Origin of the sequence: Afifella sp. H1R (assembly GCF_021462425.1) — a bacterium.
Taxonomy (GTDB): domain Bacteria; phylum Pseudomonadota; class Alphaproteobacteria; order Rhizobiales; family Afifellaceae; genus Afifella; species Afifella aestuarii.
This window is the reverse complement of record NZ_JAKEDY010000001.1, coordinates 1,039,180-1,064,587: the sequence shown is the minus strand read 5'-3', so window position 1 is coordinate 1,064,587 and position 25,408 is coordinate 1,039,180. Positions and strand designations below refer to the sequence as shown.

At 63.5% G+C, this 25,408-nt stretch carries 24 protein-coding genes; 23 read left to right on the top strand and 1 reads right to left on the bottom strand.

Annotated features, from left to right (window positions below; genetic code table 11):
* Position 1: 1 nt before the first annotated feature.
* From L0F51_RS05030 to L0F51_RS05000, 7 genes are read left to right on the top strand one after another with little or no spacing between them, the layout of a single operon-like run.
* Positions 2–670, top strand: coding sequence for an amino acid ABC transporter permease (locus L0F51_RS05030; RefSeq protein ID WP_128294233.1), 669 nt, complete (start codon positions 2–4; stop codon positions 668–670).
* Between the two features lie 22 nt (positions 671–692).
* Positions 693–1,343: an amino acid ABC transporter permease gene (locus L0F51_RS05025; protein ID WP_234628212.1), complete on the top strand. Its 651-nt coding sequence runs from the start codon at positions 693–695 to the stop codon at positions 1,341–1,343.
* Positions 1,330–2,061, top strand: a complete 732-nt coding sequence (locus L0F51_RS05020; protein ID WP_234628211.1) for an amino acid ABC transporter ATP-binding protein — start codon at positions 1,330–1,332, stop codon at positions 2,059–2,061. The genes L0F51_RS05025 and L0F51_RS05020 overlap by 14 nt, the downstream gene beginning before the upstream one ends.
* A 12-nt stretch (positions 2,062–2,073) precedes the next feature.
* Positions 2,074–2,859 (top strand): transporter substrate-binding domain-containing protein, encoded by a 786-nt coding sequence (locus L0F51_RS05015; protein WP_234628210.1) that lies wholly within the window; start codon positions 2,074–2,076, stop codon positions 2,857–2,859.
* Between the two features lie 27 nt (positions 2,860–2,886).
* On the top strand, positions 2,887–3,234 hold the full coding sequence (locus tag L0F51_RS05010; RefSeq protein ID WP_234628209.1) for a RidA family protein: 348 nt from the start codon (positions 2,887–2,889) through the stop codon (positions 3,232–3,234).
* 60 nt (positions 3,235–3,294) lie between these two features.
* Positions 3,295–4,302, top strand: a complete 1,008-nt coding sequence (locus tag L0F51_RS05005; RefSeq protein WP_234628208.1) for a succinylglutamate desuccinylase/aspartoacylase family protein — start codon at positions 3,295–3,297, stop codon at positions 4,300–4,302.
* A gap of 30 nt (positions 4,303–4,332) precedes the next feature.
* Positions 4,333–5,403 (top strand): LacI family DNA-binding transcriptional regulator, encoded by a 1,071-nt coding sequence (locus tag L0F51_RS05000; protein WP_234628207.1) that lies wholly within the window; start codon positions 4,333–4,335, stop codon positions 5,401–5,403.
* A 24-nt stretch (positions 5,404–5,427) separates the two neighbouring features.
* Here L0F51_RS05000 and L0F51_RS04995 read toward each other — a convergent pair whose 3' ends face one another.
* Positions 5,428–6,735: a glycosyl hydrolase family 28-related protein gene (locus tag L0F51_RS04995; protein WP_234628206.1), complete on the bottom strand. Its 1,308-nt coding sequence runs from the start codon at positions 6,733–6,735 to the stop codon at positions 5,428–5,430.
* Positions 6,736–6,747: 12 nt separating this feature from the next.
* Here L0F51_RS04995 and L0F51_RS04990 point away from each other — a divergent pair, with 12 nt between their 5' ends.
* The 16 genes from L0F51_RS04990 (at position 6,748) to L0F51_RS04915 (ending at position 25,272) form a co-directional block, all read left to right on the top strand.
* Entirely contained in the window at positions 6,748–7,899 is a 1,152-nt protein-coding gene (locus tag L0F51_RS04990; protein WP_370642312.1) for a LysR family transcriptional regulator, read from the top strand.
* A gap of 180 nt (positions 7,900–8,079) precedes the next feature.
* Positions 8,080–9,228, top strand: coding sequence for an ABC transporter substrate-binding protein (locus L0F51_RS04985; RefSeq protein ID WP_234629338.1), 1,149 nt, complete (start codon positions 8,080–8,082; stop codon positions 9,226–9,228).
* Between the two features lie 83 nt (positions 9,229–9,311).
* A complete protein-coding gene (locus L0F51_RS04980; protein WP_234628205.1) occupies positions 9,312–10,313 on the top strand; it encodes an ABC transporter ATP-binding protein in 1,002 nt (333 codons plus the stop codon).
* Positions 10,310–11,290 (top strand): ABC transporter permease, encoded by a 981-nt coding sequence (locus L0F51_RS04975; protein WP_234628204.1) that lies wholly within the window; start codon positions 10,310–10,312, stop codon positions 11,288–11,290. The genes L0F51_RS04980 and L0F51_RS04975 overlap by 4 nt, the downstream gene beginning before the upstream one ends.
* Positions 11,280–12,107, top strand: a complete 828-nt coding sequence (locus tag L0F51_RS04970) for an ABC transporter permease (protein ID WP_304504493.1) — start codon at positions 11,280–11,282, stop codon at positions 12,105–12,107. The genes L0F51_RS04975 and L0F51_RS04970 overlap by 11 nt, the downstream gene beginning before the upstream one ends.
* A 46-nt stretch (positions 12,108–12,153) precedes the next feature.
* Positions 12,154–13,578: a gamma-aminobutyraldehyde dehydrogenase gene (locus L0F51_RS04965; protein ID WP_234629336.1), complete on the top strand. Its 1,425-nt coding sequence runs from the start codon at positions 12,154–12,156 to the stop codon at positions 13,576–13,578.
* Between the two features lie 498 nt (positions 13,579–14,076).
* The gene (locus L0F51_RS04960) at positions 14,077–15,057 is read left to right on the top strand and encodes a TRAP transporter substrate-binding protein (protein WP_234628203.1); all 981 of its coding nucleotides are present in this window, start codon (positions 14,077–14,079) and stop codon (positions 15,055–15,057) included.
* A gap of 1 nt (position 15,058) precedes the next feature.
* Positions 15,059–15,436, top strand: coding sequence for a cupin domain-containing protein (locus L0F51_RS04955; protein WP_234628202.1), 378 nt, complete (start codon positions 15,059–15,061; stop codon positions 15,434–15,436).
* A 98-nt stretch (positions 15,437–15,534) separates the two neighbouring features.
* Positions 15,535–16,104 (top strand): TRAP transporter small permease, encoded by a 570-nt coding sequence (locus L0F51_RS04950; RefSeq protein WP_234628201.1) that lies wholly within the window; start codon positions 15,535–15,537, stop codon positions 16,102–16,104.
* Positions 16,101–17,378 carry a TRAP transporter large permease gene (locus L0F51_RS04945; protein ID WP_128294216.1) on the top strand — a complete coding sequence of 426 codons (1,278 nt, stop codon included), beginning with the start codon at positions 16,101–16,103 and terminating at the stop codon, positions 17,376–17,378. Before L0F51_RS04950 ends, L0F51_RS04945 begins: the two co-directional genes overlap by 4 nt.
* A 3-nt stretch (positions 17,379–17,381) precedes the next feature.
* Positions 17,382–18,164: an IclR family transcriptional regulator gene (locus tag L0F51_RS04940; protein ID WP_234628200.1), complete on the top strand. Its 783-nt coding sequence runs from the start codon at positions 17,382–17,384 to the stop codon at positions 18,162–18,164.
* Complete coding sequence (locus L0F51_RS04935; RefSeq protein WP_234628199.1) at positions 18,161–20,239, top strand: hydantoinase/oxoprolinase family protein; 2,079 nt, start codon at positions 18,161–18,163, stop codon at positions 20,237–20,239. The genes L0F51_RS04940 and L0F51_RS04935 overlap by 4 nt, the downstream gene beginning before the upstream one ends.
* A complete protein-coding gene (locus L0F51_RS04930) occupies positions 20,239–21,783 on the top strand; it encodes a hydantoinase B/oxoprolinase family protein (protein WP_234628198.1) in 1,545 nt (514 codons plus the stop codon). Before L0F51_RS04935 ends, L0F51_RS04930 begins: the two co-directional genes overlap by 1 nt.
* An 8-nt stretch (positions 21,784–21,791) precedes the next feature.
* On the top strand, positions 21,792–22,544 hold the full coding sequence (locus tag L0F51_RS04925) for an HpcH/HpaI aldolase/citrate lyase family protein (protein WP_234628197.1): 753 nt from the start codon (positions 21,792–21,794) through the stop codon (positions 22,542–22,544).
* Positions 22,545–22,590: 46 nt separating this feature from the next.
* The gene (locus L0F51_RS04920) at positions 22,591–23,751 is read left to right on the top strand and encodes a thiolase domain-containing protein (RefSeq protein ID WP_234629335.1); all 1,161 of its coding nucleotides are present in this window, start codon (positions 22,591–22,593) and stop codon (positions 23,749–23,751) included.
* Positions 23,752–23,754: 3 nt separating this feature from the next.
* The gene (locus L0F51_RS04915; RefSeq protein WP_234628196.1) at positions 23,755–25,272 is read left to right on the top strand and encodes a class I adenylate-forming enzyme family protein; all 1,518 of its coding nucleotides are present in this window, start codon (positions 23,755–23,757) and stop codon (positions 25,270–25,272) included.
* Positions 25,273–25,408: the final 136 nt, after the last annotated feature.

The following is a 25,408-nucleotide window of genomic DNA, read 5'->3' as shown; positions in this document are numbered from 1 at the left end:
CATGCAGAATCTCAATTTCCAGCAGGTCTTGCGATATCGCGAGGAATTCATCGACGGCCTGCTGGCAACATTGCAGATGACCGGCATTTCCGCCTTTTTTGGGCTTCTCATCGGTGTCTTGGGTGCGGTTCTCCTCACCCGCGGGCCGAAGCCGGTTCGCATCCTCCTGAAGAGCTACATCGAGATCATCCGCAATACGCCGCCGCTGATCCAGCTCTTCATCATCTTCTTCATCTTTCCGAGCATTGGGGTGCGCCTGTCGCCGTTCCCCGCTGCCTGCGTCGCGCTCAGCATCTATTTCGGCGCCTATGCCATCGAGATCATCCGCTCCGGCCTCAATTCGATCCCGAAGAGCCAGATTGAGGCGGGCGAATGCCTCGGCCTGACGTCCTTTGAGGTGTTCCGCTTCGTCATTCTTCCGCCGGCGCTGCGCAACATCTATCCCTCGCTCACCAGCCAGCTCGTCCTGCTGCTTCTCGGCACGTCGGTCGCCTCGCAGATCGCGGCGACGGAGCTCTTCCACACGGCGACCTTCGTGGAATCGCGCACCTTCCGCTCCTTTGAGGTCTATGCGCTGATTTCCGCAATCTACGTCGTCGTTGTCGTCTCAAGCCGGGTCATGTTCGCCGCCATCGGAGCGCTTGCCTTCCGCTGGCCTGTGCGCCGCTAGGCCTTCCGGAGATACGTCCAAGATGCGCAGCCTTTCGACTGTCGACCTCATCGCCTTTTTGCACGGCTTCCAATGGACGCTGGTGCTGGTCGCGCTCTCCTTCTTCTTCGGCGGCCTGCTCGGTCTCGTTCTGGCGCTTCTGCGCACAAGCCCGTTCCTGCCGCTCCGCCTGTTTGCCGCGCTCATCCTGCAAATCGTGCAGGGTGTGCCGCTGCTGGCGCTCCTGATGTTCTTCTATTTCGGCATGCCGGTGTTCCTGGGCGTCGAGGTGCCGTCGCTGGCCGCGGTGACGGTTGCCTTCTCCATCTATTCCGGCGTCTTCCTGGGCGAAATCTGGCGGGGCGGCATCCAGGCGGTCAAATTCACCCAATGGGAGGCGGGGGCCTCGCTCGGGCTCAGCCGCTACGAGCAATTCCGCTTCATCATCGCGCCGCAGGCGCTGAAGATCTCGCTGCCGGCGACGGTCGGCTTCCTTGTCCAGCTCATCAAGGGCACGTCGCTTGCGGCCGTCGTCGGCTTCGTGGAGCTGACGCGGGCCGGCCAGATCGCCGCCGCGGCGACGTTCCAGCAGATCCTCGTCTACTCCATCGTTGCGGCGGTCTACTTCGCGATCTGCTTCCCGCTCACCACCTGGTCCCGTTCACTCGAGGCGCGTCTCAATGGCACTGGTTGAAATCAAGAACGTCCGCAAATCCTTCGGAGATCTGGAGGTGCTGAAGGACGTCTCGCTCAATATCGAGGAAGGCGAGATCGTCACGATCATCGGGCGCAGTGGCTCGGGCAAGAGCACTCTCTTGCGTTGCATTAACGCGCTCGAAGCCATTCAGGCCGGCGAGATCCGGGTCGAGGGACAGAGCGTCTCTCCGAAGATGAAGGGCCTGCGCGAACTGCGCCAGAAGGTTGGCATCGTTTTCCAGGCCTTCAATCTGTTTCCGCATCTGACGGTAGAGCGCAACATCACGCTGGCGCCGATCCGCACGAAAAAGGTCGACAAGGCGGGCGCGCGCGCCCTCGCCGAGAAGGTGCTCACGCAAGTCGGGCTGGCGGAGAAGATCGACGCCTACCCCGAACAGCTTTCGGGTGGCCAGCAGCAGCGCGTGGCGATTGCGCGCTGTCTCGCGATGTCGCCCAATCTCATGCTCTTCGATGAGGTCACGTCGGCGCTCGATCCCGAACTCGTCGGGGAAGTTCTCAAGGTCATGGAGGACATGGCCAGGAGGGGCATGACGATGATCCTGGTCACCCACGAAATGGGCTTTGCCCGCAACGTGGCGACCAAGCTCGTCTTCATGCATCAGGGCAAGGTCTGGGAAGAAGGACCACCCGCGGAATTGTTCGCAAATCCCAAGACGCCGGAGCTCCAGAGCTTCATCGGCTCACACCGTCACTAGAGGAAGACAGCCATGTTCAAGCTGAAAGCGTTTGCGATCGCCGTCGGCATCGCGATTGCTTCAACCATCCCCGCCAAGGCCGACAAGCTTCAGGACATCCTGTCCGCCGGCGAAATCCGCGTCGGCGTGCTGCTCGATGTCGCCCCCTGGGGCTTCAAGGACGAAAACGGCGATCCCGCCGGGCTCGACGTCGATGTTGCCAATCTCCTGGCAGATGATCTCGGCGTCGACCTGAAGCTCGTTCAGGTGACCGGTCCGAACCGCATTCCGAGCCTGCTCGCCGACAAGGTCGACGTTCTCGTGGCAGCGCTCGGCGCCACGCCGGAACGCGCCCAGCAGGTCTCTTTCTCGCAGCCCTATGCCGCCGTCCAGCTTGGTGTCTACGGCCCGGCCGATATGGAAAAGGCCGAAACGCCCGACCAGCTCGCCGGCCAGAGCATCGCCGTCGCCAAGGGCACGACGCTCGATCTGTGGCTGAGCGATAATGCGCCCGACGCCAATCTCATCCGCTTCGAAGACGTTCCCTCGGTGCTCTCCGCCTATATGGCCGGTCAGGCGAGCTCGTTTGCCGAAAACAGCGCCATCGTCGCCGAAGCGGCCAAGAACAATCCGGACGTGGAGATGGACCTCAAGTTCCTCATCCGCCAGTCGCCGGCGCATATCGGCATCCGTCATGGCGAGCCGGACTTGCTGCGCTGGCTGGACACCTTCCTCTTCTCCAATCGCATGAACGGCAAGCTGCCGGAGCTGCAGGAGAAGTGGTTCAACGTGAAGCAGGATAACCTGCCTCACATCTGATCGAAAAAAGAGAGTAGACGGAAAGACATGACCATCACGCGTTACGAAAGCGGTCCGCGCATGAGCCAGGCCGTTGCGGCCAACGGCTTCGTCCATGTCGCCGGCCAGGTGGCCGACAACCGCAAGGCCTCCATCGAGCAACAGACCGAGGAAGTCCTTGCGAAAATCCTGGCCCTTGTCGAGGGCGCCGGATCAGACAAGTCGAAGATCGTGGCGGTCAATGTGTTCCTGCCGCACATCATCGATTTCGACGCGATGAACAGCGTTTACGACAAATGGATCGACCCCGCCAATCCGCCAGCGCGCGCCTGTGTCGAGGCCCGCCTGGCAGATCCCGATCTGCGTGTGGAGATGACGGCGGTCGCGGCTCTCTGAGCCTTAAGAACAGGGCGGGGCCAGTTGCGGTCCCGTCCGATAACATTTGGAAAAACTCACGTGCACACCGGTATTCTGACGGATCTCGACCTCGATGCCGAGGGTCGCTCCTCGACCTATCTCAGCATTCCTTATTCCATCGACCGCTCGCCTTATTTCCAGGTCAAGATTCCCATCTTCCGCTTCAAGAACGGCGACGGCCCGCGGCTCCTATTGATGGCCGGAAATCATGGTGACGAATATGAAGGCGTTTTCGCCCTCGGCCATGTCCTGCACGCCCTCGATCCCGACCGCATCCACGGCGCCGTCACCATCCTGCCGATGAGCAACGTCCTCGCCGTCATGGCCGGGCGGCGCCGATCTCCCCTCGACGACGGCAATCTGAACCGCGCTTTCCCAGGCAACCCGACCGGCACGCCAACGGAACGTCTGGCGTACTATCTTGAACACCAGTTGTTTCCCCAGCATGACGTGGTTTTCGACATCCATTCCGGTGGCACGTCGATGGAGCATCTGACCACGGCGCTGATCGAACGGCAGCCGACGCCGGAAATGATGGCAAAGGCGCGCGATCTCTTGGAGCATCTCGGCCAGGACTACGCTTTTGTCGCGCAGAATGGCTACGATTCCCCGACCTCAATGGGCGCTGTCGCCCGCGCCGGCGCGATCGGTGTCAGCGGCGAATTTGGTGGCGGCGCCACCGTCACGCCAAAGACCATGCAGAACACCAAGCGCGCGATCGACAATCTGCTTCTGCGGCTTGGCATCACCGAGACCCCGCTGATCAGCGAGGCGAGGGCGCCGGTGGCGACGACCGTGCTGGCGCTGGAAAGTCACGAACAGGCGATTTACGCGACGCGCCGCGGCTGGTTCGAACCGGTCGTCACCCTCGGGCAATCCGTCGAAGCCAGCGATGTCGCCGGCTATTACCACGACCTGGAGCGCCTTGATCGCGACCCGGAAATCCTGCGGTTCCGCCGTGGCGGGATCGTCATCTCGCGACGCTTGCACGCCGATTGCCAGGCTGGCGATTGCCTTGTGCAGGCGGCCGCCGAAATCGAAGGCTAGGTGCGTGCTGACGGGCCGGAACAGAAAGCGATGAGCGACGCGACATTCGACGATGTCTTGCGAATCGCTTCCCCCGAGGCGGACAGCCAGGCCGAACACGGGCCGGTCCGCATCGAGGAGGTGGCGCGCCTCGCCCAGGTCTCTCCGATCACCGTGTCGCGTGCTCTGCGTCGGCCGCAGATGGTGTCCGCGGTGCGCCGCGAACGCATCATGAAGGCGGTGGAGGAGACCGGATATTCCTCAAATCCCCACGCCAAGGCACTGAAGAGCGGCCGCTCCGACATCGTCGCCGCCTTCGTCTCCAATATCCTGAGCGAGCAGTTCAGCCTCGCCATCGAAGGCCTGTCCGACGTCTTGGAGGCGGCCGGTTTTCAGGTCGCGCTCGGCCGCACCTCCTACTCTTACGGACGAGAGACGACGCTGATCCGTTCGCTTACGGCGATCCGCCCGGCTGCCGTCTTCATCACCGGCGTGATGGAGCTGGAATCGAACCGCACCTTCCTCCGCAACATGGGCATTCCCATCGTCGAGAGCTGGGCATTGGCACGCGATCCGATCGACATGCTGGTTGGATTCTCCAACGCCGATGGTGCGCGCATGGTGGCGGAGCACTTTGCCGCCAAGGGCTATCGCAAGGTCGCTTTCATTGGCCGCAGCGGCGGGCGTGGCATGCTTCGTCTCAACAGTTTCGCGAAAAGCTGCGAGCGGCTCGGCCTTAAGCTTTGTCGGTGCATCAGCCGCGACACGGTTTCCGGCATTCCCGAGGGGCGTCAGGCCATGCAGGACCTGATCGGCGAAGGCTCCGACGTCGACGCCGTCTTCTGCGCCAGCGATCTTCTCGCGATCGGTGCCCTGCTCGAGGCCCGTGGGAGAGGTCTGGACGTCCCTGGCGACATCGCCATTGCCGGTTTCGGCGATTCGACGTTGGCAGAAGAAATCATGCCCGGCCTGACGACCATCGCCGCGGATACACGGAGGCTCTGCGCGGTGGCCGGGCAGATGCTTCTCGACCGGCTGCAGGAAACGCAGCCGGAGGAAACGCAGGCAGGACATGCGATCCGGAACATCCCGCTGCGTCTGATCGAGCGCGGGTCGACGTAAGGCGCGGGGGCGCGAGACTCTGCGTCAGGGATGTTGGTGGAGGTTCGATCCTTCGACGCCGGTGACGATGAGGTCGATGTCGTCCGAGGGGTGTGGTCTCCCCAGATATTTCGGACCTGACGATTGGTATCCCACGATTCTGATCATGTTGCCGCCGCCGTCATTCGAGAAGTCGACGGAGCCGCCATTGTTGCTCTCCTGCTGGAGAGAAATCATGTTGTTGCTGACATTCTCCCCACGCGTATGGTCGCCGAGCTGAATGCCGACGCTGGTCGGCAGCGTTCCCGGATCGTTGTTCATCGCGGATCCGCATATGTAGTTCGACGGGCCTCTGATCAGAATGAGGGGGCCGGCTGAAAACCTGTTGTAATAGGCATTGTCACAGGCAAACTGGTTCATGGACGCGCCCGTGTTCAACAGGACGGGTGGGCCGAAACTTCCTTCGAAATTGGATGAGGTGAACGTCGATCCCCATCCTTCGACATCCAGGGCGTTGCGCATCCGGTTTGTTGCCGTCGACCTGTGCCAGGCGTGAAATCCTTTGGCGCGGACGTTGGTATGCCTGCCGAGATACATTCCTGCATAGGTGTCGTGGGCTCCCTGTCCGGCATCGACGATGATGACATTGTCGAAGTTGGAATCGTGCGGGCCGTTATTGAATATGCCGGCAGCGTTCACGGTATCTACGAGAAGGTTGTTCACGTACGATTCCATCGGACCGCGCGTGGCATTACCTCCTTCTGTGTGCCATCCATTGCGTCCGCACTCAGTCAATTCGACTTGATCGACTGTAAATCTATATCCGTAGGTGCCGAGGCAATCGACATGCCTGTGCGACAGATTTCCTTTGATCGTGATGTCTTTCAACGCCCAATCAAAGATCCCGGCTGAGGCCTTTGTTTTGAATAATGAATAAGCATTCGACGGACCGTAGACGATGGCGTCGGCCGAATTGCACGAGCTGCCGTCCAATATTGTGACGTTTCGGCCGGCACCCGTTATGTGGATTTTCGATCTGAGGATCAGGCCGCAGACCGGGTAGGTGCCGGGCGGTATGTAAAGTGTGCCGCCGCCCTTTGACGACAGGGCCTCGATAGCATTCTGCGCCGCGGACGTGTTCTGCGCCTGGGTGCCGCTGGTCGATGCGCCGAAGTCCGTCAGGGTCACAACCTGACCGGCTTTTGCTGCCTGTGCCCGACCGGTCGGCGCTCCCGTTCCGATCTGTGCGGGTGAGGACGTGTCGAAAGGAACGACGTCGGCGCCTCTCGCGGCGGAGATAAAGCCTGTGCAAACAAGGAGAATTGCACCGAGATATCTGCGGGTGTTGTGCATTTTGATCCGTCCATGGCGAGCTCGCCATCCCGATCGGGGGAGGGCGTCATCTCCGAGGTGAGCGTTCCCGAAGACTTCTACGACCTGACCGGCGTTGATGTCAGCGGCCGCAGATCGGCGGAGGACGTCACGATCTCCAGGAAGGGCGCGGCGCCCATCTCGCTTTCGCCGCGCCTCGCTTTCGTTGCGGCAGTTGCGCTAGTCTTTCAGCCCCGCCTTCGAGCATGGCAAGCCCGCATGAACATCACGCTGAAGCAGGTGCGCTATTTCATAGCTGTCGCCAGCAGCCAGTCGGTTTCGCTCGCGGCGCGAGATCTGCACATCTCGCAATCGGCGATCACCGTCGCATTGAAGCAGCTGGAGCAGGAAGTGGGGGCGGCGCTCTTCCTGCGCACCCCGCGCGGCATGGTGCTGACCCAGGAGGGTCACCAATTCCTGCGCCACTCGGAGCGCATCATGGCGGTCGTGGCCGATGCCGGCCGCGCGCTCAAGGTTCGCGAGCCAACCGGGGGCGGAACCCTCACGATCGGGGTGACGGCGCTCGTCGCAGGCTATTATCTCGCCGATCTTCTGGCACGCTATCAGCGCGTCTATCCGGAGGTCGACGTCAAGGTCGTGGAAGACCAGCAGCGTTTCCTCGAGCATCTCTTGATCGGTGGCGAGATCGATGTCGGCCTGCTGATCTCCTCTGCATTGTCAAATCGGGATGCGCTCGCCAGCGATACCTTGCTGCGCTCGCCCTATCTCGTCTGGCTGCCGGCCAATCATCGGCTTTTGGCACTCGATGAGCCCTCGCTCAGCGATCTTGCGGACCAGCCGCTGGTGCAGCTCACCACCGACGACATGCACGCGATTACGCAGCGGCATTGGCGCGAGGCGGGCATCAAGCCGCGCACGGTCTTGCGGACGAGTTCGGTGGAGGCGATCCGCTCGCTCGTCGGGACCGGCATCGGCCTCGCCGTTCTCCCCGACATGACCTACCGCCCGTGGTCGCTCGAGGGCGACCGTGTCGAGGTCCGCCCATTGAAAGAAGTTTTTCCGACGATCGATATCGGCCTTATCTGGCGGAAGGGAAGCCTTCTGCCGGAGCCGGCGCGGGCTTTCATCGAACTTGCCCGCGAGCAGGCGAAGCTGCGCGCCCGCCAGTCTCGCCCGGGCCGGTAGAAGCTCGACCGTGCTGCCTTAAAAATGAGCGCGATGCGCAGAGCGACAGGCCGTTCGATTTTATTCATAGGCGTGCTCAGTTTTTCATATTTCTCACCGCGAAAGATTTCCGATTAGCTTCCTCTCGCCGATAGCGGCGCGGCTCAAAGAGGGGAGAGCAACGTCATGCGCGAGAAGAGAATCCGTCGGGTGGTGGCAGCGACCACTGCACTTGTCCTGGCCGCCGGTCCGGCCTTTGCCGAGCCGCTGCAAGAGCTCGGCGAGGCGGAAGGCGAGGTCGATATCGTCGCCTGGCCGGGCTACATCGAACGCGGCGAAAGCGATGCCGCCTATGACTGGGTGACCGCCTTCGAGAAGGAGACGGGTTGCAAGGTCAATGTGAAGACCGCCGGCACCTCCGATGAAATGGTGGCGCTGATGAACGAGGGCGGCTTCGACCTCGTCACCGCCTCGGGCGATGCCTCGCTTCGTTTGATCGCCGGCGGCCGCGTCCAGGAAATCAACACCGCACTCATTCCCTCCTGGGACAGCCTCGACGATCGGCTGAAGGATGCGCCCTGGCACACCGTCGAGGGCAAGCATTACGGCGTGCCCTATCAATGGGGCCCGAACGTGCTCGCGTACAACACCGATGTGTTCAAGGATTCACCGCCCGATTCCTGGAATGTCGTCTTCGAGGAGCAGGATCTGCCGGACGGCAAAACCAACAAAGGGCGCGTCCAGGCATTCGACGGGCCGATCTATATCGCCGATGCCGCGCTCTATCTGATGAGTACCAAACCCGAACTCGGCATCAAGGACCCGTACGAGCTCAACGAAGACCAGTACAAGGCGGCGCTCGAGCTTCTCCGCGAGCAGCGCAAGCTGGTGAACCGTTACTGGCACGACGCCTTCGTGCAGATCGACGATTTCACCAATGAAGGGGTGGCCGCGTCCAGTTCCTGGCCGTTCCAGGTCAACCTCCTGAAGTCGGAGAACCAGCCGATCGAGAGCGTCATTCCGAAAGAGGGGGCGACGGGCTGGGCCGATACGACGATGATGCATTCCGGAGCTGCGCATCCGACCTGCGCCTATAAGTGGCTGGAGCATTCCATCGACAAGAAGGTGCAGGGTGACGTCGCCGCCTGGTTCGGCGCCAATCCGTCCGTTCCCGCGGCCTGCGAGGGCAACGAGCTCCTCGGCGACAAAGGTTGCGAGACGAACGGTTTCGGCAAGTTCGACGAGATCCATTTCTGGCGGACGCCCAGGGCCGAGTGCGACAGCCAGGAGAGCTGCGTCCCCTACTATCGCTGGGTCTCCGATTACATCGCCGTTCTCGGCGGCCGTTGAACGACCCGCATGGCCGGCGCGCCGCTCCGCCTAGTGAGGCGGCGCGCCAGTCGTCCTCCGTCATTTCGCGCCAGGGATAGAAGATGCAAGCCGAGGTGCGCTTCGATCACGTGACCTGCATGTTCGGCTCCGTGATCGCCGTCGACGACGTGACCTTCGACATCGCCGAGGGAGAGTTCTTCACCCTTCTGGGGCCGTCCGGCTCCGGCAAGACGACCTGCCTCAGGATGGTCGCCGGCTTTCAATATCCGACGTCCGGCCACGTCTACATTCATGGGAAAGACGACACCCGGCTGCCGCCGTTCGAGCGCGACGTCAACACGGTGTTTCAGGACTATGCCCTGTTCCCGCATATGAGCGTCTCCGACAACGTGGCCTATGGGCTGATGGTGCGCGGCGTCGGCAAGAAAGCGCGGCGCAAACAGGCGGACGAGATGCTCGAACTCGTCCGCCTTGGAGGCTACGGGCACCGCCGTCCGATCGAACTTTCGGGCGGCCAGCGCCAGCGTGTGGCGCTCGCCCGAGCCCTCATCAATCGTCCGCGTGTTCTCCTTCTCGATGAGCCTCTCGGCGCGCTTGACCAGAAACTGCGCGAAGAGATGCAGGTGGAACTGAAGGAGCTGCAGCGCGAGGTCGGCATCACCTTCGTCTTCGTCACGCACGATCAGACGGAGGCGCTGTCGATGTCGGACCGTCTCGCCGTCTTCAACAAGGGGCGCGTGGAACAGATCGGCACGCCGCAGGAGGTCTATGACCGCCCGCTGACCCGCTTTGTCGCCTCTTTCGTCGGGGCCTCCAATATCGTCGAGGGGCGTCTCGCCGAACGGCTTTTCGGCAGTTCTGAGCCGGTCTCGATCCGACCGGAAAAGATCGTCCTGTCGCGCGACGGGGAGGGGATTGCCGCCACCATTCGAGAGGTCAACTTCATCGGGGCTGCCACGCGCTACCGCATCGCCGTCGAAGGTGTGGAAGAGGCCGCACTTCTCGTCACCTCGCCCAATGTTCTCACCGGCGACACCGCCTTCGCCGTCGGTACACCAGTCCGCCTCGCCTGGGCGGAGGGCACGACGCAGGCGTTGAAATGACCGACCCGTCCGTCTCTCCGACTGACACATTGACGGCACCGTCCGGCGATGCCGGCGGGTCGCCTGTTGGAATCGGCCGTCGCGTCTCGCGCTGGTTTTATGGCCGGCCGGGCATCTTTCTCCTGCTGCTTCTTCTGCCGCCGCTTCTCTGGCTCGGCATCGTCTATGTCGGCTCGCTGTTTGCTCTTCTGCTCAACTCGTTCTTCGCCATCGACCCGTTCACCGGGATGGTGAAATACGAGCTGACGCTGGCGACCTGGAAGCAGCTCTTCACCCTCGCCAATCTCGACATCATCATGCGCACCGTGACGATGGCGGCCTGCGTGACGGTGGGTGCAGCGATCATCGGTTTTCCGCTGGCGCATTACATGGCGCGCTATGCCGGCCCTCGCATCAAGGGGCTTCTCTATCTCGCGGTGATGCTGCCGCTGTGGTCGAGCTATCTCGTCCGCCTCTATGCCTGGAAACTCATTCTGGCCAAGGAAGGCATCATCAGCTGGATCGCGGCCCATACCGGGCTGAGCTGGCTTCTCGATGCCCTCTTGGCGTTGCCGGTGATCGGCGGCCCGAGCCTCTCCGTCAGCTATATCGGCATGTTCCTGGTGTTTCTCTATATCTGGCTGCCGTTCATGATCCTGCCGATCGAGGCGGCTCTGGAACGTGTGCCGCGCACGGTGACGGATGCGTCTGCCGATCTCGGGGCGCGGCCGGGGACGACCTTTCGCAAGGTGATCCTGCCGCTCGCCTTTCCGGGCGTCGTCGCGGGCTCGATCTTCACCTTCTCGCTGACGCTCGGCGATTACATCATCCCGGGCGTCGTCGGCTCGTCGCGGCTCTTCATTGGCCAGGCGGTCTATCTGCATCAGGGAACGGCCGGCAACCTGCCTCTGGCGGCGGCTTTCTCCACCGTGCCCATCGTCATCATGGCGGCCTATCTGATGATCGCCAAGCGTCTGGGGGCCTTCAATGCGCTCTAGACGTCATGCCAGCGCAAGGCCGCGGGCGAGCTTTCTGTTGAAGCTCGGAACGGTCTTTTGCGTCCTGTTCCTGCATGTGCCGATGGCCTTCATCATCCTCTATGCCTTCACGACGGAGGACAAATCCTATGTGTTTCCCCCGCCGGGCCTGACGCTCAAATGGTTCGCCGTCGCCTGGGGGCGGCAGGATGTGTGGGATGCGCTGACGCTGTCCGTGCAGGTCGCCCTGACCGCGACGGCGATGGCGCTCATTCTGGGGACGCTCGCGGCGGCCGCGGTCAGTCGGGCTCGATTTTTCGGTCGCGAGGCCGTGAGCCTTCTCGTCATTTTGCCGATTGCTCTGCCGGGTGTCGTCACCGGTATCGCCTTGCGCTCCGCTTTCGGCCTCGCCGACATTCCCTTCTCGTTCTGGACGATCGTTGTCGGCCACGCGACCTTCTGCGTCGTCGTTGTCTACAACAACGCCGTCGCCCGCCTGCGGCGTACCTCAGGCAGCCTCATCGAAGTGTCGATGGACCTTGGCGCCAACGGTTTTCAGACGTTCCGCTATGTCGTTCTGCCGAACCTCGCGACGGCGCTTCTTGCCGGCGGCATGCTCGCCTTCGCGCTGTCCTTCGACGAGGTCATCGTCACCACCTTCACCGCGGGCCAGCAGACGACTTTGCCGATTTGGATGCTGTCGGAGCTGGTGCGTCCGCGTCAGCGCCCCGTCACCAATGTCGTCGCCGTTTTCGTCATTGCCGTCACCTTCATTCCGATCCTGACCGCTTACTGGGCGACGCGATCGAGCGCCTTTGCGGAAGGGGGAGGCAAGTGAGTTTCCATTCCAAGGGAGGAGTGAGACCATGAAGTTACCGTCGAGACTGCCTGCAAAACTCCTCATCGGAGGGGAGTTCGTTGCCGGTGCGGGCGCCGATGAGACGATCCTCAACCCGGCCACGGGCGAGGCGATCTGTGTCATCCCGGAAGCCTCCTCCGAACAGGTCGACGCGGCGGTCGCCGCCGCCGAGGAAGCTTTTCCGGCCTGGGCTCGTACGACGCCGGCCGAGCGCTCGGCTCTCCTTTTGGAGCTGGCGAACCGGATCGAGAAGGAGGCGGAGGCGATCGCGAGCCTTGAAAGCCTCAATTGCGGCAAGCCCTATGCCTCGGCACTTGCTGACGAAGTGCCGGCGATCGTCGATTGCTTCCGCTTTTTTGCCGGCGCGGCACGCTGCCTGCCGGGAATGGCGGCCGGCGAATACCTGCCGGGATATACGAGTATGATCCGTCGCGATCCCGTCGGCGTCGTGGGCTCGATCGCGCCCTGGAACTATCCTCTGATGATGGCGGCATGGAAGCTCGCCCCGGCGCTTGCCGCGGGCAACACCGCTGTCCTGAAGCCATCGGAGCAGACGCCCCTGACGACCTTGTTCCTCGCCGAACTCGTCGCCGATCTCTTCCCGAAAGGTGTCCTCAACATCGTCACCGGACGAGGCGAGACGGTGGGGGCACCGCTCGTGGAGCATCCGCGGGTGCGGATGGTGTCTTTGACGGGCGATGTGGCGACCGGGCAGAAGGTGCTGCAGGCGGCAAGCCGTGCCATGAAGCGCACACATCTGGAACTCGGCGGCAAGGCGCCGGTCATCGTCTTCGACGATGCCGATCTCGAAGCGGTGATCGAAGGCATACGAACCTTCGGCTATTTCAACGCCGGCCAGGATTGCACGGCGGCCTGCCGCGTCTATGCCGGCCCGAAAATCCATGACCGGCTCGTCGCCGATCTCGCCGACGCGGTCTCGACGCTCAAATTCGGTGCTCCGGAGGACGAGGGCGTCGAGATCGGCCCGCTGATTTCCGAAAGGCAGCGTTCGCGTGTGGCGAGTTTCGTCGAGAGGGCGTTGTCGCACGGGCATATGGAGGCGGTCACGGGCGGCAGCGCGGCCGAAGGGCCGGGGTTCTTCTACAGGCCGACGGTGATCGCCGGTGCCTTGCAGAAGGACGAGATAGTGCAGCGCGAGGTCTTTGGTCCCGTCGTTTCCGTGACGCGCTTTTCGGAAGTCGATGAGGCGGTCGCCTGGGCCAACGACAGCGAATATGGTCTCGCATCATCCGTCTGGACGAAGGATGTCGGCCGCGCCATGGCGGCGGCTGCGCAGCTTCAATATGGGTGCACCTGGATCAACACGCATTTCATGCTGTGCAATGAAATGCCCCATGGCGGCATGAAGAGCTCCGGCTACGGCAAGGATATGAGCCTCTACGCGCTCGAGGATTACACCGTCGTGCGCCACGTCATGGCGAAGTGGTAGGCCTCTCTGCGGCCGGCAGGACAGGCGTCGCTTCACGCGGCGCCTGTCCTGCCGGGAGGACGAATCGGCCTCCGCGCCTTTGATTTCCCCTTCTCTTTCGGGGAGCGTCTTCTGCTCGATGGTGAGCCGGACGGCGCGCTCCAAATACGTGCAAGGGTCCAATTGCTCGGCCAGGTCGGCATCCGCCGTGCGGGCGCGCTCCCAGGAATCCTCAGTCGGATCTGCAAAGCCAAGGCGCCGATGGTGTCCGGCGGCTTGTCGTGGTGTGGCCTGGCCGGATCGTGTTGTCGAGCCGGCCCTGTAGCCGTCCGTCTGCACTCATCGCATGCCGGCAATCCGGCACGGACACCGTTTCTCGGGGCCCAAATTCCTTCGCGCCGAGACCTTCGCAGACAAAGCCCTGCGACGGGCGCCCTGCGACCTCTTGACAGTTTTCTCGACATCGTTTCATATTTCAATATCGAGTTTCGAATAATAAAACAACTCGGAGGGACGCAGATGAGACGAATGATCGCGCTGGCGGGTGCGTGCCTGCTGATGCTCGGCACAGCGCATGCGCAGGAATTCACGCTGAAGTTCGGCCACGCAGCATCGTCCAAGCACCTGTTTCAGACGGGTCTGGAAGACTTTGCCGCGCGGGTTGCGGAAAAGACCGATGGGCGCGTCAAGGTCGAGGTTTATGGCGACCGTCAACTCGGTGACGACAAGCAGCTTCTGGAAGGTCTGCAGATCGGCACGATCGACGGCGCGCTCGTTTCCTCCCCGACGCTGCCGCTCGTGATCGGCGCGACCGCATTCGATGCGCTTCAGCTGCCTTTCGTCGTCTCGTCCTACGAGGAGCTTGCCTCGGTGCTGGAATCGCCGGTGGGGCAGGAGCTTCTCGATTCTCTCGAGGCGAAGCAGATCAAAGGTCTCGGCTACATCGAGGCCGGTCAGCGTCATTTCCTGTCTCGCGCGAAACAGGTCGCGACGCTTGCCGATTTCGCCGGCCAGAAGACGCGCATCGTCCCGATCCCGCTGCACAAGGCGACGTGGGAAGCGATCGGCGTCAACACGGTCGGCATGGCGTATGGCGAGGTTTATTCGGCGCTCGAGACCGGCACGATCGACGCCGTCGAGATCAATCTTTCCTCCGTTCGCACCGAGAGCCTCTACGAGGCGGCCAAACACGTCACGCTCACCGGACATTACTTTTGGCCGGGCGTCATCATGGTCTCGAACATCACCTGGTCGCGCCTGCCTGATGACGTCAAAGAGGCCATGATCGAGGCCGGTCACGAGGCGACGGAAGCCGCTTACACGCGCGCAGCCGAGCAGGAAGACGAGACGACGGCGTTTCTGAAAGAGAACGGCGTGACGATCGGAAAGCTCGAGGATCTCGATGCCATGCGGGCGAAGACAAAGCCGGTCGTCGAGGAATGGCTCGGCAAGGATCCGCTCATCCAGAAATTCTACGACGCAGTCGAGGCGGAGCGCTGAGATGACGAAGGCGAACGTTTATACCTGGACGGAACTGCCGCGCGAGGAAGTGCGCAAGGGCGTCACCCGCACAGCCTTTCGAGGCGACAACGCCTTGATGGTGATGAACTGGCTGGAGCCAGGAATGGAGGTGAAGCCCCATTCGCATCCCTTCGAGCAGCTCGCCTACATTCTCGCCGGGCGTGTGCGCTTCACCATTGGCGATGACGTGGTGGAAGTCGGAGCGGGGCAGGTCGTCCGCATTCCGCCGGACGTCCTCCATTGCGGTGAGCCGGTGGGCGAGGAAGTGGCGGTCAACCTCGATGTCTTCGCGCCCGTTCGCGACGATTACCGGCATCTGACCGCCTATCAGGAAGGCGATTTCGCCTCCGCCGACTGAGGCAGAAGCCCCCTCGATTTTGACGACAGCCGTCCGGTACCCGCCGGGCGGGACAGGGAAGCTCACCCTCGAAGCGTCAGCAAGCGGTTCAAGAAACCATGGCTATCGGCACGTTCTACAGGCTTTTCCAGATGGTGATGAAGGCGCTGCTCGTCCTTCTGATCGGCGTTCTCCTCGCCGTGATGACGCTGCAGATCGTCATGCGCTACAGCTTCAGCGCCTCGCTGATCTGGGCGGAGGAGGTCTGTCGCTATCTCCTGATTTGGGTGTCGCTGATTGCCGGCATCTTCGCCTATGAGAAGGGCGAGATCGCAGCCATGACGCTGCTGCGGGATGCTCTGCCGAGGCGGATTGGCCTGGGGCTCGCCATCTTCTGCAACCTTGCCGCCGCCATCCTGTGCCTGGCGCTCGTCTATTACGGGTGGCGCTATGCGGAGATGGTCGGCTCGCAGCCGATCCCGGCATTGCGTTTCCTGTTCGAGGACACGTTCGGCTGGCCGCAGAGCTACGTCCCGACGGTCTTCTGGGTCTATTTTTCTCTGCCACTCGGCATGGCCTTCATGGCCGTGCGCCTCCTCGTCGACATCGTGCACTACGTCCGCCTGATGGCGAGCGGCGGCAGCGTTGGCGATCTCCGTCCGATCGGCCCGGAAGGGGTCGCCGAATGACCCTCTATCTCGCGGCCTTCTTTTTCTTTCTCATCATCGGCGTACCGATCGCCTTCTCTCTGGGGCTCGCATCGCTCGCCTATCTGGTGCTGACCGGCAATGTCATGCTGCTCATGGCCTTCCCGCAGAAGATGCTCGCCGGCATCGACAATTTCGTTCTCCTGACGATCCCGTTCTTCATTCTCGCGGGTAATCTGATGAATGCGGCGAACCTGACGCAGGAGATCGTCCGCTTCTCTCAGATTCTCGTCGGGCGGGTGCGGGGAGGGCTGGCGGCCGTGAATGTGGTCGCCTCGATGATGTTCTCAGGCGTTTCGGGCGCGGCGACGGCCGAGGCGGCCGCACTCGGCTCCGTCATGATCCCGGCCATGCGCCGCGATGGCTATCCGCCGGCCTATGCCGCCGCGTTGACGGCAACCGGTTCGCTTCTCGGGCCGCTCGTGCCGCCCTCGCTGTCGCTCATTCTCTACGGCGTTCTGACCGGAACCTCGATCGCCGACCTCTTCCTGGCCGGTATCGTGCCCGCCTTTCTGCTCTGTGCTCTTCTCGTCGGCTACGCGCTCATCAAGGCGCAACGCGAGGGACATCCTCTGCCGACGCCCGTACCGGCCGATGAACGCCGCGGCATCATCGCTCGGGCCCTGCCGGCGCTCTTTCTGCCGGTCATCATCGTCGGCGGCATCAGGAGCGGTGTCTTTACCCCGACCGAGACGGCCGCCGTCGCCGCCGTCTACGCGCTTATCGTCGGCATGGTCTTTTATCGGACGCTGTCGCCGCGACGCGTTGCGGAATGCTTCTATGAGACGGCGACGATGTCGGCCGGTGTCATGCTCGTCGTCGCCATGGCCTCGATGACCTCCTTCATCCTCGGTATCGAGAACATCCCACAAGCCATTGCGCAGGCGATGTTATCTCTGACAGAATCGCCGGCACTTCTCATCATCCTTTTGAACGTCGTCCTGCTCGTTCTGGGCTTCTTTCTGGAGCCGCTGGCCGCGCTCGTTCTCGCCATGCCGATCCTCAACCAGATCACCCCGATGCTCGGGCTCGATCCGGTGCAATTCGGCGTCATGATCGTCTTCAACCTGATGATCGGCATGATCACGCCGCCGGTCGGGCTCTGCCTCTTCATCGTCAGCGTCATCGGGCGCGAACCGCTCGACAGGGTGAGCCGTGCGGCCCTTCCCATGATCGGCATCTGCGTTTTCGTGCTCGCCCTTATCGCCACCGTGCCGCAGCTCTCGCTGATGCTGCCCGCCATGTTCGGAGACTGAGAAATGGGCGAACAGCTCGACAAGACCTCAAACCAGTCGACCCAGGTCGCCTTTCGCATCATCGAGGAGATGGCGCCGCTCGGCGAGGGCATTCGCCTCACCGATCTCGCCCGCCGGCTCGGAATGCCGAAGCCGCGCATCTACCGCTTCCTGCAGACGCTGATGAGCATTGGCTATGTCGACCAGGACCCGGAGACGGAGAGATATCGGCTGACGCTGAAGCTCTTCCATCTCGGTCAGGCGATCGCCGACGGCACCCAGCTTCTGACCGTGGCGCGGCCGGTGATGATCCGCCTGCGCGATTCCCTGCATCTGACGACCACGCTTTCGCTGCTCGAAGACGACGGCATGCGCGTCATCGACATCGTGCGCGTAGAGACGCCGGTGCAGATCGTGACGAAGCCGGGTGCGCTCATGGATTTTCACGCGTCTGCTCAAGGCAAGCTGGCGCTCGCCTTCGGCAAGCCGGAACTTTGGGCGCAGGTGCGCGCGCGTCCGCTTGCCCGCCTGACGGAAGAAACCAACACCGACATCACACGCCTCGAGGCGGAGGTCGCCGAGGTCCGCCGGCGCGGCTGGGCGGCAGCACCCGGTGAATCTCTGCCTGGCGTCAACGCGGTGTCGGCGCCGATCTGCGACGTCTCCAACGCCATGATCGGCTCTCTCAACATCGTCGGTTCGGTTCAAACGATCCTGCCGGATCCCGACCCTTCACAGATCGACGCCGTGCGCGAAGCCGCCCGCTCGATCTCCATCAATCTCGGTTGCACGGAGTATTTTGGATGACGCGATTTTCGCTGGCGATCGACATCGGCGGCACGTTCACCGATGCGGTCCTGCTTGCCTCCGACGGACGAAGCTTCGTCGATAAGACGCTGACGACGCATGGAGATCTTCTGGAAGGGTTCTTTCGAGGCGTGGACCTCGTTTGCGGCCGCGCCGGTGTCGGCCCGAAGGACATCGACGACGTCGTGGTGCATGCCACGACCGTCGTCACCAACGCGCTGATCGAGCGCAAGGGGCCGCCGGTCGGTCTCGTTCTCACCGAGGGCTTTCGCGACATCCTCTATATCCGCGAAGAGCACCGCTACGACATGTACGATCCGCAGATCGAGTTCGCCGAGCCGCTGATCCCGTCGGAGCGGACCTTCACGCTCAACGAGCGCATCTTCGCCGACGGTACGGTGGAGAAGGCGGTCGATGCGGATGAGGTTCGCAAGATCATCGCCGAATGCCGCAAGGCGGGCATCGTTTCCGTCGCCGTCTGCCTCCTCAATGCCTACCGCAACGGCGAGAACGAAGAGGCGGTGCGAAAGGTCTTCGCCGCAGAGGCGCCGGAGATCTACGTTTCGGTGTCCAGCGAGATCGCCCCGCAGATGCGCGAATATCTGCGCGCCTCGACAGTTGCCATCAATGCCTACACGGTGCCGATCACGCGTCCTTATCTGACCGCGCTCATCGAGGAGCTCGACACGCGCGGCTTCTCCCAGCAGCCGCTGATCATGCTGTCGAACGGGGGTGTCATCGGGGCCGAGCGGGCAGGGCGCTTCCCCGTACGGATGATCGAGTCCGGCCCGGCTGCCGGCGCGCTCGTCGCCTGCTACTTCTCGCGCCTTTTCGGTATCCCCGACCTCATCTCCTTCGACATGGGCGGTACGACGGCGAAGGCCTGCCTCATCCAGGGCCACGAGCCGCTCGTCACCGGGACCTTCGAGGTCGATCGGCGCTACCGCTTCAAGCCAGGCTCCGGCATGCCGATCACGGTGCCGTCGATCGACATGATCGAGATCGGCGCCGGCGGCGGCTCGATCGCCTCCATCGATGCGCTCGGTCTTCTCAAGACGGGACCCGAAAGCGCCGGTTCCATTCCGGGCCCGGTCTGCTACGGCCGCGGCGGCGAGAATCCCTGCGTCACCGACGCCGACGTCGTCCTCGGCATCATCGATCCGGATCGCTTCCTCGGGGGCGATATGAAGCTCGATGCTGCCGGCGCCCGCAAGGCGCTCGGCGCGCTCGGCGAGAAGCTCGGCCTCTCCGCCGAGAAGGCGGCTTGGGGTGTCTTCGAAGTCGTCTGCGAGCAGATGGCGGCGGCGACCCGCACGCACGCCACCGATCGTGGCATCGATTATCGCGGCCTGCCGCTTCTCGCTTTCGGCGGCGCCGGTCCGGTCCATGCCTGCATGGTCGCCGAGCTCGTCGACGGCGAGAAGATCATCTACCCGCCGCTCGCGAGTGTGCTTTCCGCCTTTGGCACGCTCGTCACGCCGGCGCAGATCGATCTCGTGAAAAGCCTCGTCTCTCTCCTCGACGCGCTCGACTGGGAGGCGGTCGACGCGACGCTTCAGGCGATGGTCGATGAGAGCCGCGAAGCTCTGAAGGAGGCCGGCATCCGCGAGGAGGACCTCAACTTCACCTTCTCCGTCGACATGCGTTACCTCGGCCAGCAGTCCGAGCTCAGGATCGATCTGCCGGGTGATCCGCGCGCCGCGCGCGATGCCGGCGCGATCCGCGACCTTTTCGAGACGGAATACGAGGCCCAGTATGGCCTCAAGCTCGACGACATCGCCATTGAGGTCGTCAACTGGCGCGTGACCGGCAGCGGCCTGAAGCCGGAACGCAAGACCGCGACCGCCGGCGCCGGCTCATCCGCCGAGGCCGCCCCGACCCGTACCGTCTGGCTCCATGGCGAGCCCCGCGACGTGCCGATCTATCAGCGCCGCCAGCTCACTCGGGAAGACGAAGTCGTCGGCCCCGCGATCATCGAAGAACGGGAAACCACGATCTTCATCCTCGAGGGCTGGACCCTCGGCGTGCACGAGACCGGCAGCCTGGTTGCCGAGAAGAAGAAGGACAGCGAGTGATGGACGGTGTCGAACTGCAAATCCTCTGGAGCAATCTCATCGGGATCGTTTCCGAGCAGGCGCGCGCGCTCCAGCGCATCGCCTTCAGCCCGATCGTGCGCGAGGCGGGCGATCTCGCCAATGGCCTCTTCGACGAGAAGGCACGCATGGTCGCCCAGGCGGTGACCGGAACGCCGGGCCACATCAATTCGCTCGCGGCGGCGGCCCGCAATCTTCTGAGCGAGATCGACGTCGACAGCCTCAAGCCGGGCGACGTCCTCATCACCAACGATCCGTGGATGTCGGCCGGCCACTTCTTCGACATTACCGTGCTGTCGCCGATCTTCCGCGGCGACCGGATCATCGCCTATGCCGGCTCCACCATCCATCACACGGATATCGGCGGCTACGGCATCGGCTCCGGCGCGCGCGACATCCACGAGGAGGGGCTGTGGATCCCAGTCATGAAGCTCTACGAGGCCGGCAAGCCGAACGAGACGCTCTTCCAGATGATCAAGCGCAACGTCCGCACGCCGGACGCACTTCTCGGCGATCTCGGCGCGCAGGTTTCGAGCGGCATGATCGCGTCGGAACGCCTCAACGCGCTCTGCGACCGCTACGGCCTCGACGACATCTCCGACCTCTCGGAAGAAATCATCTCCCGTTCCGAGACGGCGATGCGCGAGGCGATCCGCGAGCTTCCGGGCGGCACCTATCACGGCGCTTCGAGTTTCGACGTGCCGGGGGGGCAGACGGTCGAGTTGAAAACCGCCGTCACGGTCGACGCCGAGGCGGGCGAGATCACCATCGATTTTGCCGGCTCTTCGGGGCCCGCATCGTCGGGCATCAACGTCGTGCCGGCCTATACGCATGCCTACGCGACCTTCGCGGTGCGCTCCACGCTCAATCCGGACCTGCCGAACAACGCCGGCAGCCTGGCGCCGATCAAGCTCGCGCTGCCGGAGGAATGCATCGTCAATGCGCGCTATCCCTCGCCGGTGAATGCGCGCCACGTCGTCGGCATGTATGTGCCGTTCCCGATCCTGAAGGCTCTCTCCGAAGTCGCTCCCGACCGGGTGGTGGCGGAAGGCTCCGGCGCCGTCTGGACCGTGCAGATCCAGGGCCGCGATGCGAACGGGCGGCCCTTCACCAGCTCCATGTTCAATTATTCGGGCGGCATGGGCGCGCGGGCGACGAAGCCTGGTCTCTCGGCCATATGCTATCCGACGGGCGTCGCGGCGGTGCCGGTCGAGGTGCTGGAAGCCTCCTATCCGATCGCCTTCACCTGCAAGGAACTGGAACGTGGCACGGGCGGCAAGGGCGCCCAGCCGGGCGGTGACGGCCAGCGCATCGGCTATCGCATGCGCACCAAGACGCCGTGGCTCCTCAACACCATTCCGAGCCGACTGAAGTCTGCGCCGGAAGGCCTGAAGGGCGGCAGCGACGGTGCGCCCGGCCGCTTCGAGATCAACGGCAGATCGGTTCTCGACACGCGCAAGATGGAGATGCAGCCGGATGACGAGGTCTTCATGGTGACGCCCGGCGGCGGCGGCTTCGGAGCCTGAGCGCCGGGATGACGGTCAATGCGGACTTCGCCACCCGTCTGAAAGCCGGCGAGCGGCTCGTCGGCACGTTTGTCAAGACGCCGAGCCCGGCGGTGATCGAGATTCTCGGCTCGGTCGGGCTCGACTTCCTGGTGCTCGATGCCGAACACGCCGCGCTCGGGCGCGAGGCGATCGACCTCTGTCTGCTGGCGGCGCGGGCCGCCCGCATTCCGGTGGTCGTGCGCGTGCCGGTCGCGAGCCCCGAATGGACGATGACCGCGCTCGATTGCGGCGCTGCCGGCGTGATGGCGCCGCATGTGCACTCGCCGAAGCAAGCGACGGCGATCGCGGCCGCGATGCGTTTCGGGCAGGACGGACGCGGCTTCTCGCCGTCGACGCCAGCGGCCGGCTATGGGCAGCGCAGCGTCGCCGAACATTTTGAGCTTTCGACCAGGGAGAGCGTGCTCATCTGCCAGATCGAGGATCCGGACGGCGCTGCTGCAGCCGCCGAGATTGCTGCCGTTCCTGGCGTCGACGGTCTCTTCGTCGGCCCGGTCGATCTCGGCGTCGCCTCTGGTCTGGAGGCGGGCTCGGATGAGCTTCGCGCGCTCTGCCGGGGGATCGTTGCGGTCGCTAGCGCGGATGGGGCGCGCACGGGCATGTTTGTCGGCAGCGCCAAAGAGATTCCGGACTGGGAGGAGGCGGGTGCGAGCTTCTTCCTTGTCAAGACCGACCAGGGGTTTCTGAGGGCCGGTGCCGCCGCGGCGCTCGCGACCGATTGAGAGCCGGCATCTTTGCCGAACAGACGTCTCGAATGAGGGCATGACAATGAATGTTGCGATCGTCGGCTGGGGCCACACGCCTTTCGGAAAATCCGAGCTGTCCTTCGAAGGGCTCGTCCGGGCTGCGGCCTCGGAGGCACTCGCTGATGCGGGCATCGGCGGCGAGGACGTCGACGCGACCTATCTCGGCCATTTCAACGCCGGCATGGTGGCGGACGGCTTTGCATCCTCCATGGTGCTCGGGGCGGGCGAGGGCATGCGCTTCAAGCCCGCGACGCGGCTCGAAAATGCCTGCGCCTCGGGATCGGCCGCGATTTATGCGGCAATCGACGCGATCGAGGCCGGGCGGATCGATGTCGCTCTCGTCGTCGGGGCGGAGAAGATGACCCATCTGCCGGGTGCGCAAGTGACGGCCTCCCTCGGCGCGGCGAGCTACCAGAAGGAGGAGGCGGGCGTCTCCTTCCCAGAGATTTTCGCCCGCTTCGCCCGAGCCTATCGCGAGCGTTTCGGCGACCCGAGCGAAGCGATGGCGCGGATTGCCGTGAAGAACCATGCAAACGCCGTCGACAATCCGCTCGCTCAGCTCAGAAGGCCGCTCGACTTCGCCTTCTGCAGCGAGGTTTCCGAAAAGAACCCGATGATCGCGGAGCCGCTGAAGAAGACGGATTGCTCGCTCGTCTCCGACGGGGCGGCGGCGATCGTCGTCTGCCGTGCCGACCGCGCCGGCGAGTTCAAGAAGGCCGTCGGCTTCCGCGCCCGCGTGCAGGTGAACGACTATCTGCCGCTGTCAGCCAAAGATCTGACGCGGCTCGAAGGGCCGGCCGAAGCGTTTCGGCAGGCTTATGCTGCCGCCGGTGTCTCCGTCGACGACATCTCCTTCGCGGAGGTGCATGACTGTTTCACCATAGCCGAGCTGATGACGATGGAGGCGATGGGGGTGGCTCGCCCCGGCGAGGCGGGTGCCCTTGTTGCGGACGGCGTCACGCACAAGGACGGCAGGCTGCCGATCAACCGTTCCGGCGGCCTGAAGGCCAAGGGCCATCCCGTTGGCGCGACGGGCGTTTCCATGCACGTCATGGCCGCCCGTCAGCTCACTGGGGAAGCGGCGGACATGCAGCTCGCCGATCCGACACTCGGCCTCTGCTTCAACATGGGCGGAGGCGCCGTCGCAAGCTACGTTTCGATCCTCGAGCCTTTGGAGGTCTGACCCATGAACCTCGCGGACTGGCTTCTTCGCACGGCGCGGCGCATGCCCGAAGCACCGGCGCTTTTGCGTGGTGATGAACTTGTGGCGACCTACGGAGAGTTTGCCGAACGGGCCGCACGGCTCGGGCGCGCGCTCAAAGAGGTGCATGGCGTTTCACCGGGAGACCGGGTCGCGATCTTCATGGCCAATTCGACCGAGTATCTGGAGATCATGTATGGGATCTGGTGGGTCGGCGCGGCCGCCGTGCCGATCAACCACAAGCTCCATCCGCGCGAGGCGGCCTACATCGTCAAGGATTCAGGAGCGGGTCTCGTCTTCATCTCCGAGGGAGACGAGGTGCTGGCGCAGCGGCTCGATGAGGGCGTGCGTCTGATCACCGCGCCGGGCAAGGCGTACCAGGAGCTTCTTGCCGCCGAACCGCTTGCCGCGCCACATGCGATGTCGTCGGATGTGCTCGCCTGGCTTTTCTACACCTCCGGAACGACCGGCAATCCGAAAGGCGTCATGCTCTCGGTCGCCAATCTGCAGGCGATGAGCTTTGCCTATTTTGTCGATGTCGACGAGGTGCACACCGAGGATGCCGCGCTCTATGCCGCGCCGATGTCGCATGGGGCGGGGCTCTACAACTTCATGCACGTTCTCCGCGGTGCCCGCCATGTCGTTCCAAAATCAGGTGGATTTGATGCGGCGGAGATCGTTTCGCTTGCCCGCTCGCTCGGCGGTCTGTCCTTCTTCGCCGCGCCGACCATGGTCCGCCGCCTCGTCCAGCACGCGAAGACGACCGGCTATGACGGCGAGGGGATCCGGACCATCGTCTATGGAGGCGGGCCGATGTATGTCGCCGATATCGAAGAGGCGGTTTCGCTCTTCGGGCCGCGCTTCGTGCAGATCTACGGCCAGGGCGAAAGCCCGATGACGATCACGGCTCTCTCTCGCGATCTCGTGGCCGACAGGACCCACCCGCGCTGGAAGGAACGCCTCGGCTCCGTCGGCACCGCGCAATCCTGCGTCGATGTGCGGGTGGCGGACGGCGACGGTCATACGCTCGCCCCGGGCGAGAGCGGCGAGATTTTGGTTCGCGGTCCGAGCGTCATGGCCGGCTACTGGCAAAACGAGAAGGCGAGCGCGGAATCTCTGCGCGACGGCTGGCTCTGGACCGGTGATGTCGGTGCGATGGACGAGGACGGTTTCCTGACGCTGATGGATCGCTCCAAAGACGTCATCATCTCCGGCGGCACCAACATCTATCCGCGCGAGGTCGAAGAGGTGCTCTTGCGGCATCCCGCCGTTCAGGAGGTGTCTGTCGTCGGCCGGCCGAGCCCCGAATGGGGTGAGGACGTCGTCGCGTTCGTCGTCGCACCGGAGAACGCGCCGAATGTCGAAGAACTCGATGCGCTCTGCCGCGAGGAAATCGCCCGCTTCAAGCGCCCGAAGGACTACGTCTTTCTGAATGAGCTTCCGAAGAACAATTACGGCAAGGTGCTCAAAATCGAGCTTCGCAGGCTGCTCAGCCAAGCATAAGCGAATCGGACGGGGCCGCGAACGCGGTGCGTCTGGCTCCACATGACCGAAGTCCGACGTATGCGTGTCTGAAAGATCGCGGGCGTGGCGCGCTTGCTTGTTTGAGCCTGCGCAACCGGGACAGAATGTGGCGCGC

Excerpts from the sequence above, each read along its gene's own strand:
- L0F51_RS05030 (WP_128294233.1), top strand. The coding sequence starts at position 2 with ATGCAGAATCTCAATTTCCAGCAGGTCTTGCGATATCGCGAGGAATTC.
- L0F51_RS05025 (WP_234628212.1), top strand. The coding sequence starts at position 693 with ATGCGCAGCCTTTCGACTGTCGACCTCATCGCCTTTTTGCACGGCTTC.
- L0F51_RS05020 (WP_234628211.1), top strand. The coding sequence starts at position 1,330 with ATGGCACTGGTTGAAATCAAGAACGTCCGCAAATCCTTCGGAGATCTG.
- L0F51_RS05015 (WP_234628210.1), top strand. The coding sequence starts at position 2,074 with ATGTTCAAGCTGAAAGCGTTTGCGATCGCCGTCGGCATCGCGATTGCT.
- L0F51_RS05010 (WP_234628209.1), top strand. The coding sequence starts at position 2,887 with ATGACCATCACGCGTTACGAAAGCGGTCCGCGCATGAGCCAGGCCGTT.
- L0F51_RS05000 (WP_234628207.1), top strand. The coding sequence starts at position 4,333 with ATGAGCGACGCGACATTCGACGATGTCTTGCGAATCGCTTCCCCCGAG.
- L0F51_RS04995 (WP_234628206.1), bottom strand. The coding sequence starts at position 6,735 with ATGCACAACACCCGCAGATATCTCGGTGCAATTCTCCTTGTTTGCACA.
- L0F51_RS04990 (WP_370642312.1), top strand. The coding sequence starts at position 6,748 with ATGGCGAGCTCGCCATCCCGATCGGGGGAGGGCGTCATCTCCGAGGTG.
- L0F51_RS04980 (WP_234628205.1), top strand. The coding sequence starts at position 9,312 with ATGCAAGCCGAGGTGCGCTTCGATCACGTGACCTGCATGTTCGGCTCC.
- L0F51_RS04975 (WP_234628204.1), top strand. The coding sequence starts at position 10,310 with ATGACCGACCCGTCCGTCTCTCCGACTGACACATTGACGGCACCGTCC.
- L0F51_RS04970 (WP_304504493.1), top strand. The coding sequence starts at position 11,280 with ATGCGCTCTAGACGTCATGCCAGCGCAAGGCCGCGGGCGAGCTTTCTG.
- L0F51_RS04960 (WP_234628203.1), top strand. The coding sequence starts at position 14,077 with ATGAGACGAATGATCGCGCTGGCGGGTGCGTGCCTGCTGATGCTCGGC.
- L0F51_RS04955 (WP_234628202.1), top strand. The coding sequence starts at position 15,059 with ATGACGAAGGCGAACGTTTATACCTGGACGGAACTGCCGCGCGAGGAA.
- L0F51_RS04950 (WP_234628201.1), top strand. The coding sequence starts at position 15,535 with ATGGCTATCGGCACGTTCTACAGGCTTTTCCAGATGGTGATGAAGGCG.
- L0F51_RS04945 (WP_128294216.1), top strand. The coding sequence starts at position 16,101 with ATGACCCTCTATCTCGCGGCCTTCTTTTTCTTTCTCATCATCGGCGTA.
- L0F51_RS04940 (WP_234628200.1), top strand. The coding sequence starts at position 17,382 with ATGGGCGAACAGCTCGACAAGACCTCAAACCAGTCGACCCAGGTCGCC.
- L0F51_RS04935 (WP_234628199.1), top strand. The coding sequence starts at position 18,161 with ATGACGCGATTTTCGCTGGCGATCGACATCGGCGGCACGTTCACCGAT.
- L0F51_RS04930 (WP_234628198.1), top strand. The coding sequence starts at position 20,239 with ATGGACGGTGTCGAACTGCAAATCCTCTGGAGCAATCTCATCGGGATC.
- L0F51_RS04925 (WP_234628197.1), top strand. The coding sequence starts at position 21,792 with ATGACGGTCAATGCGGACTTCGCCACCCGTCTGAAAGCCGGCGAGCGG.
- L0F51_RS04920 (WP_234629335.1), top strand. The coding sequence starts at position 22,591 with ATGAATGTTGCGATCGTCGGCTGGGGCCACACGCCTTTCGGAAAATCC.
- L0F51_RS04915 (WP_234628196.1), top strand. The coding sequence starts at position 23,755 with ATGAACCTCGCGGACTGGCTTCTTCGCACGGCGCGGCGCATGCCCGAA.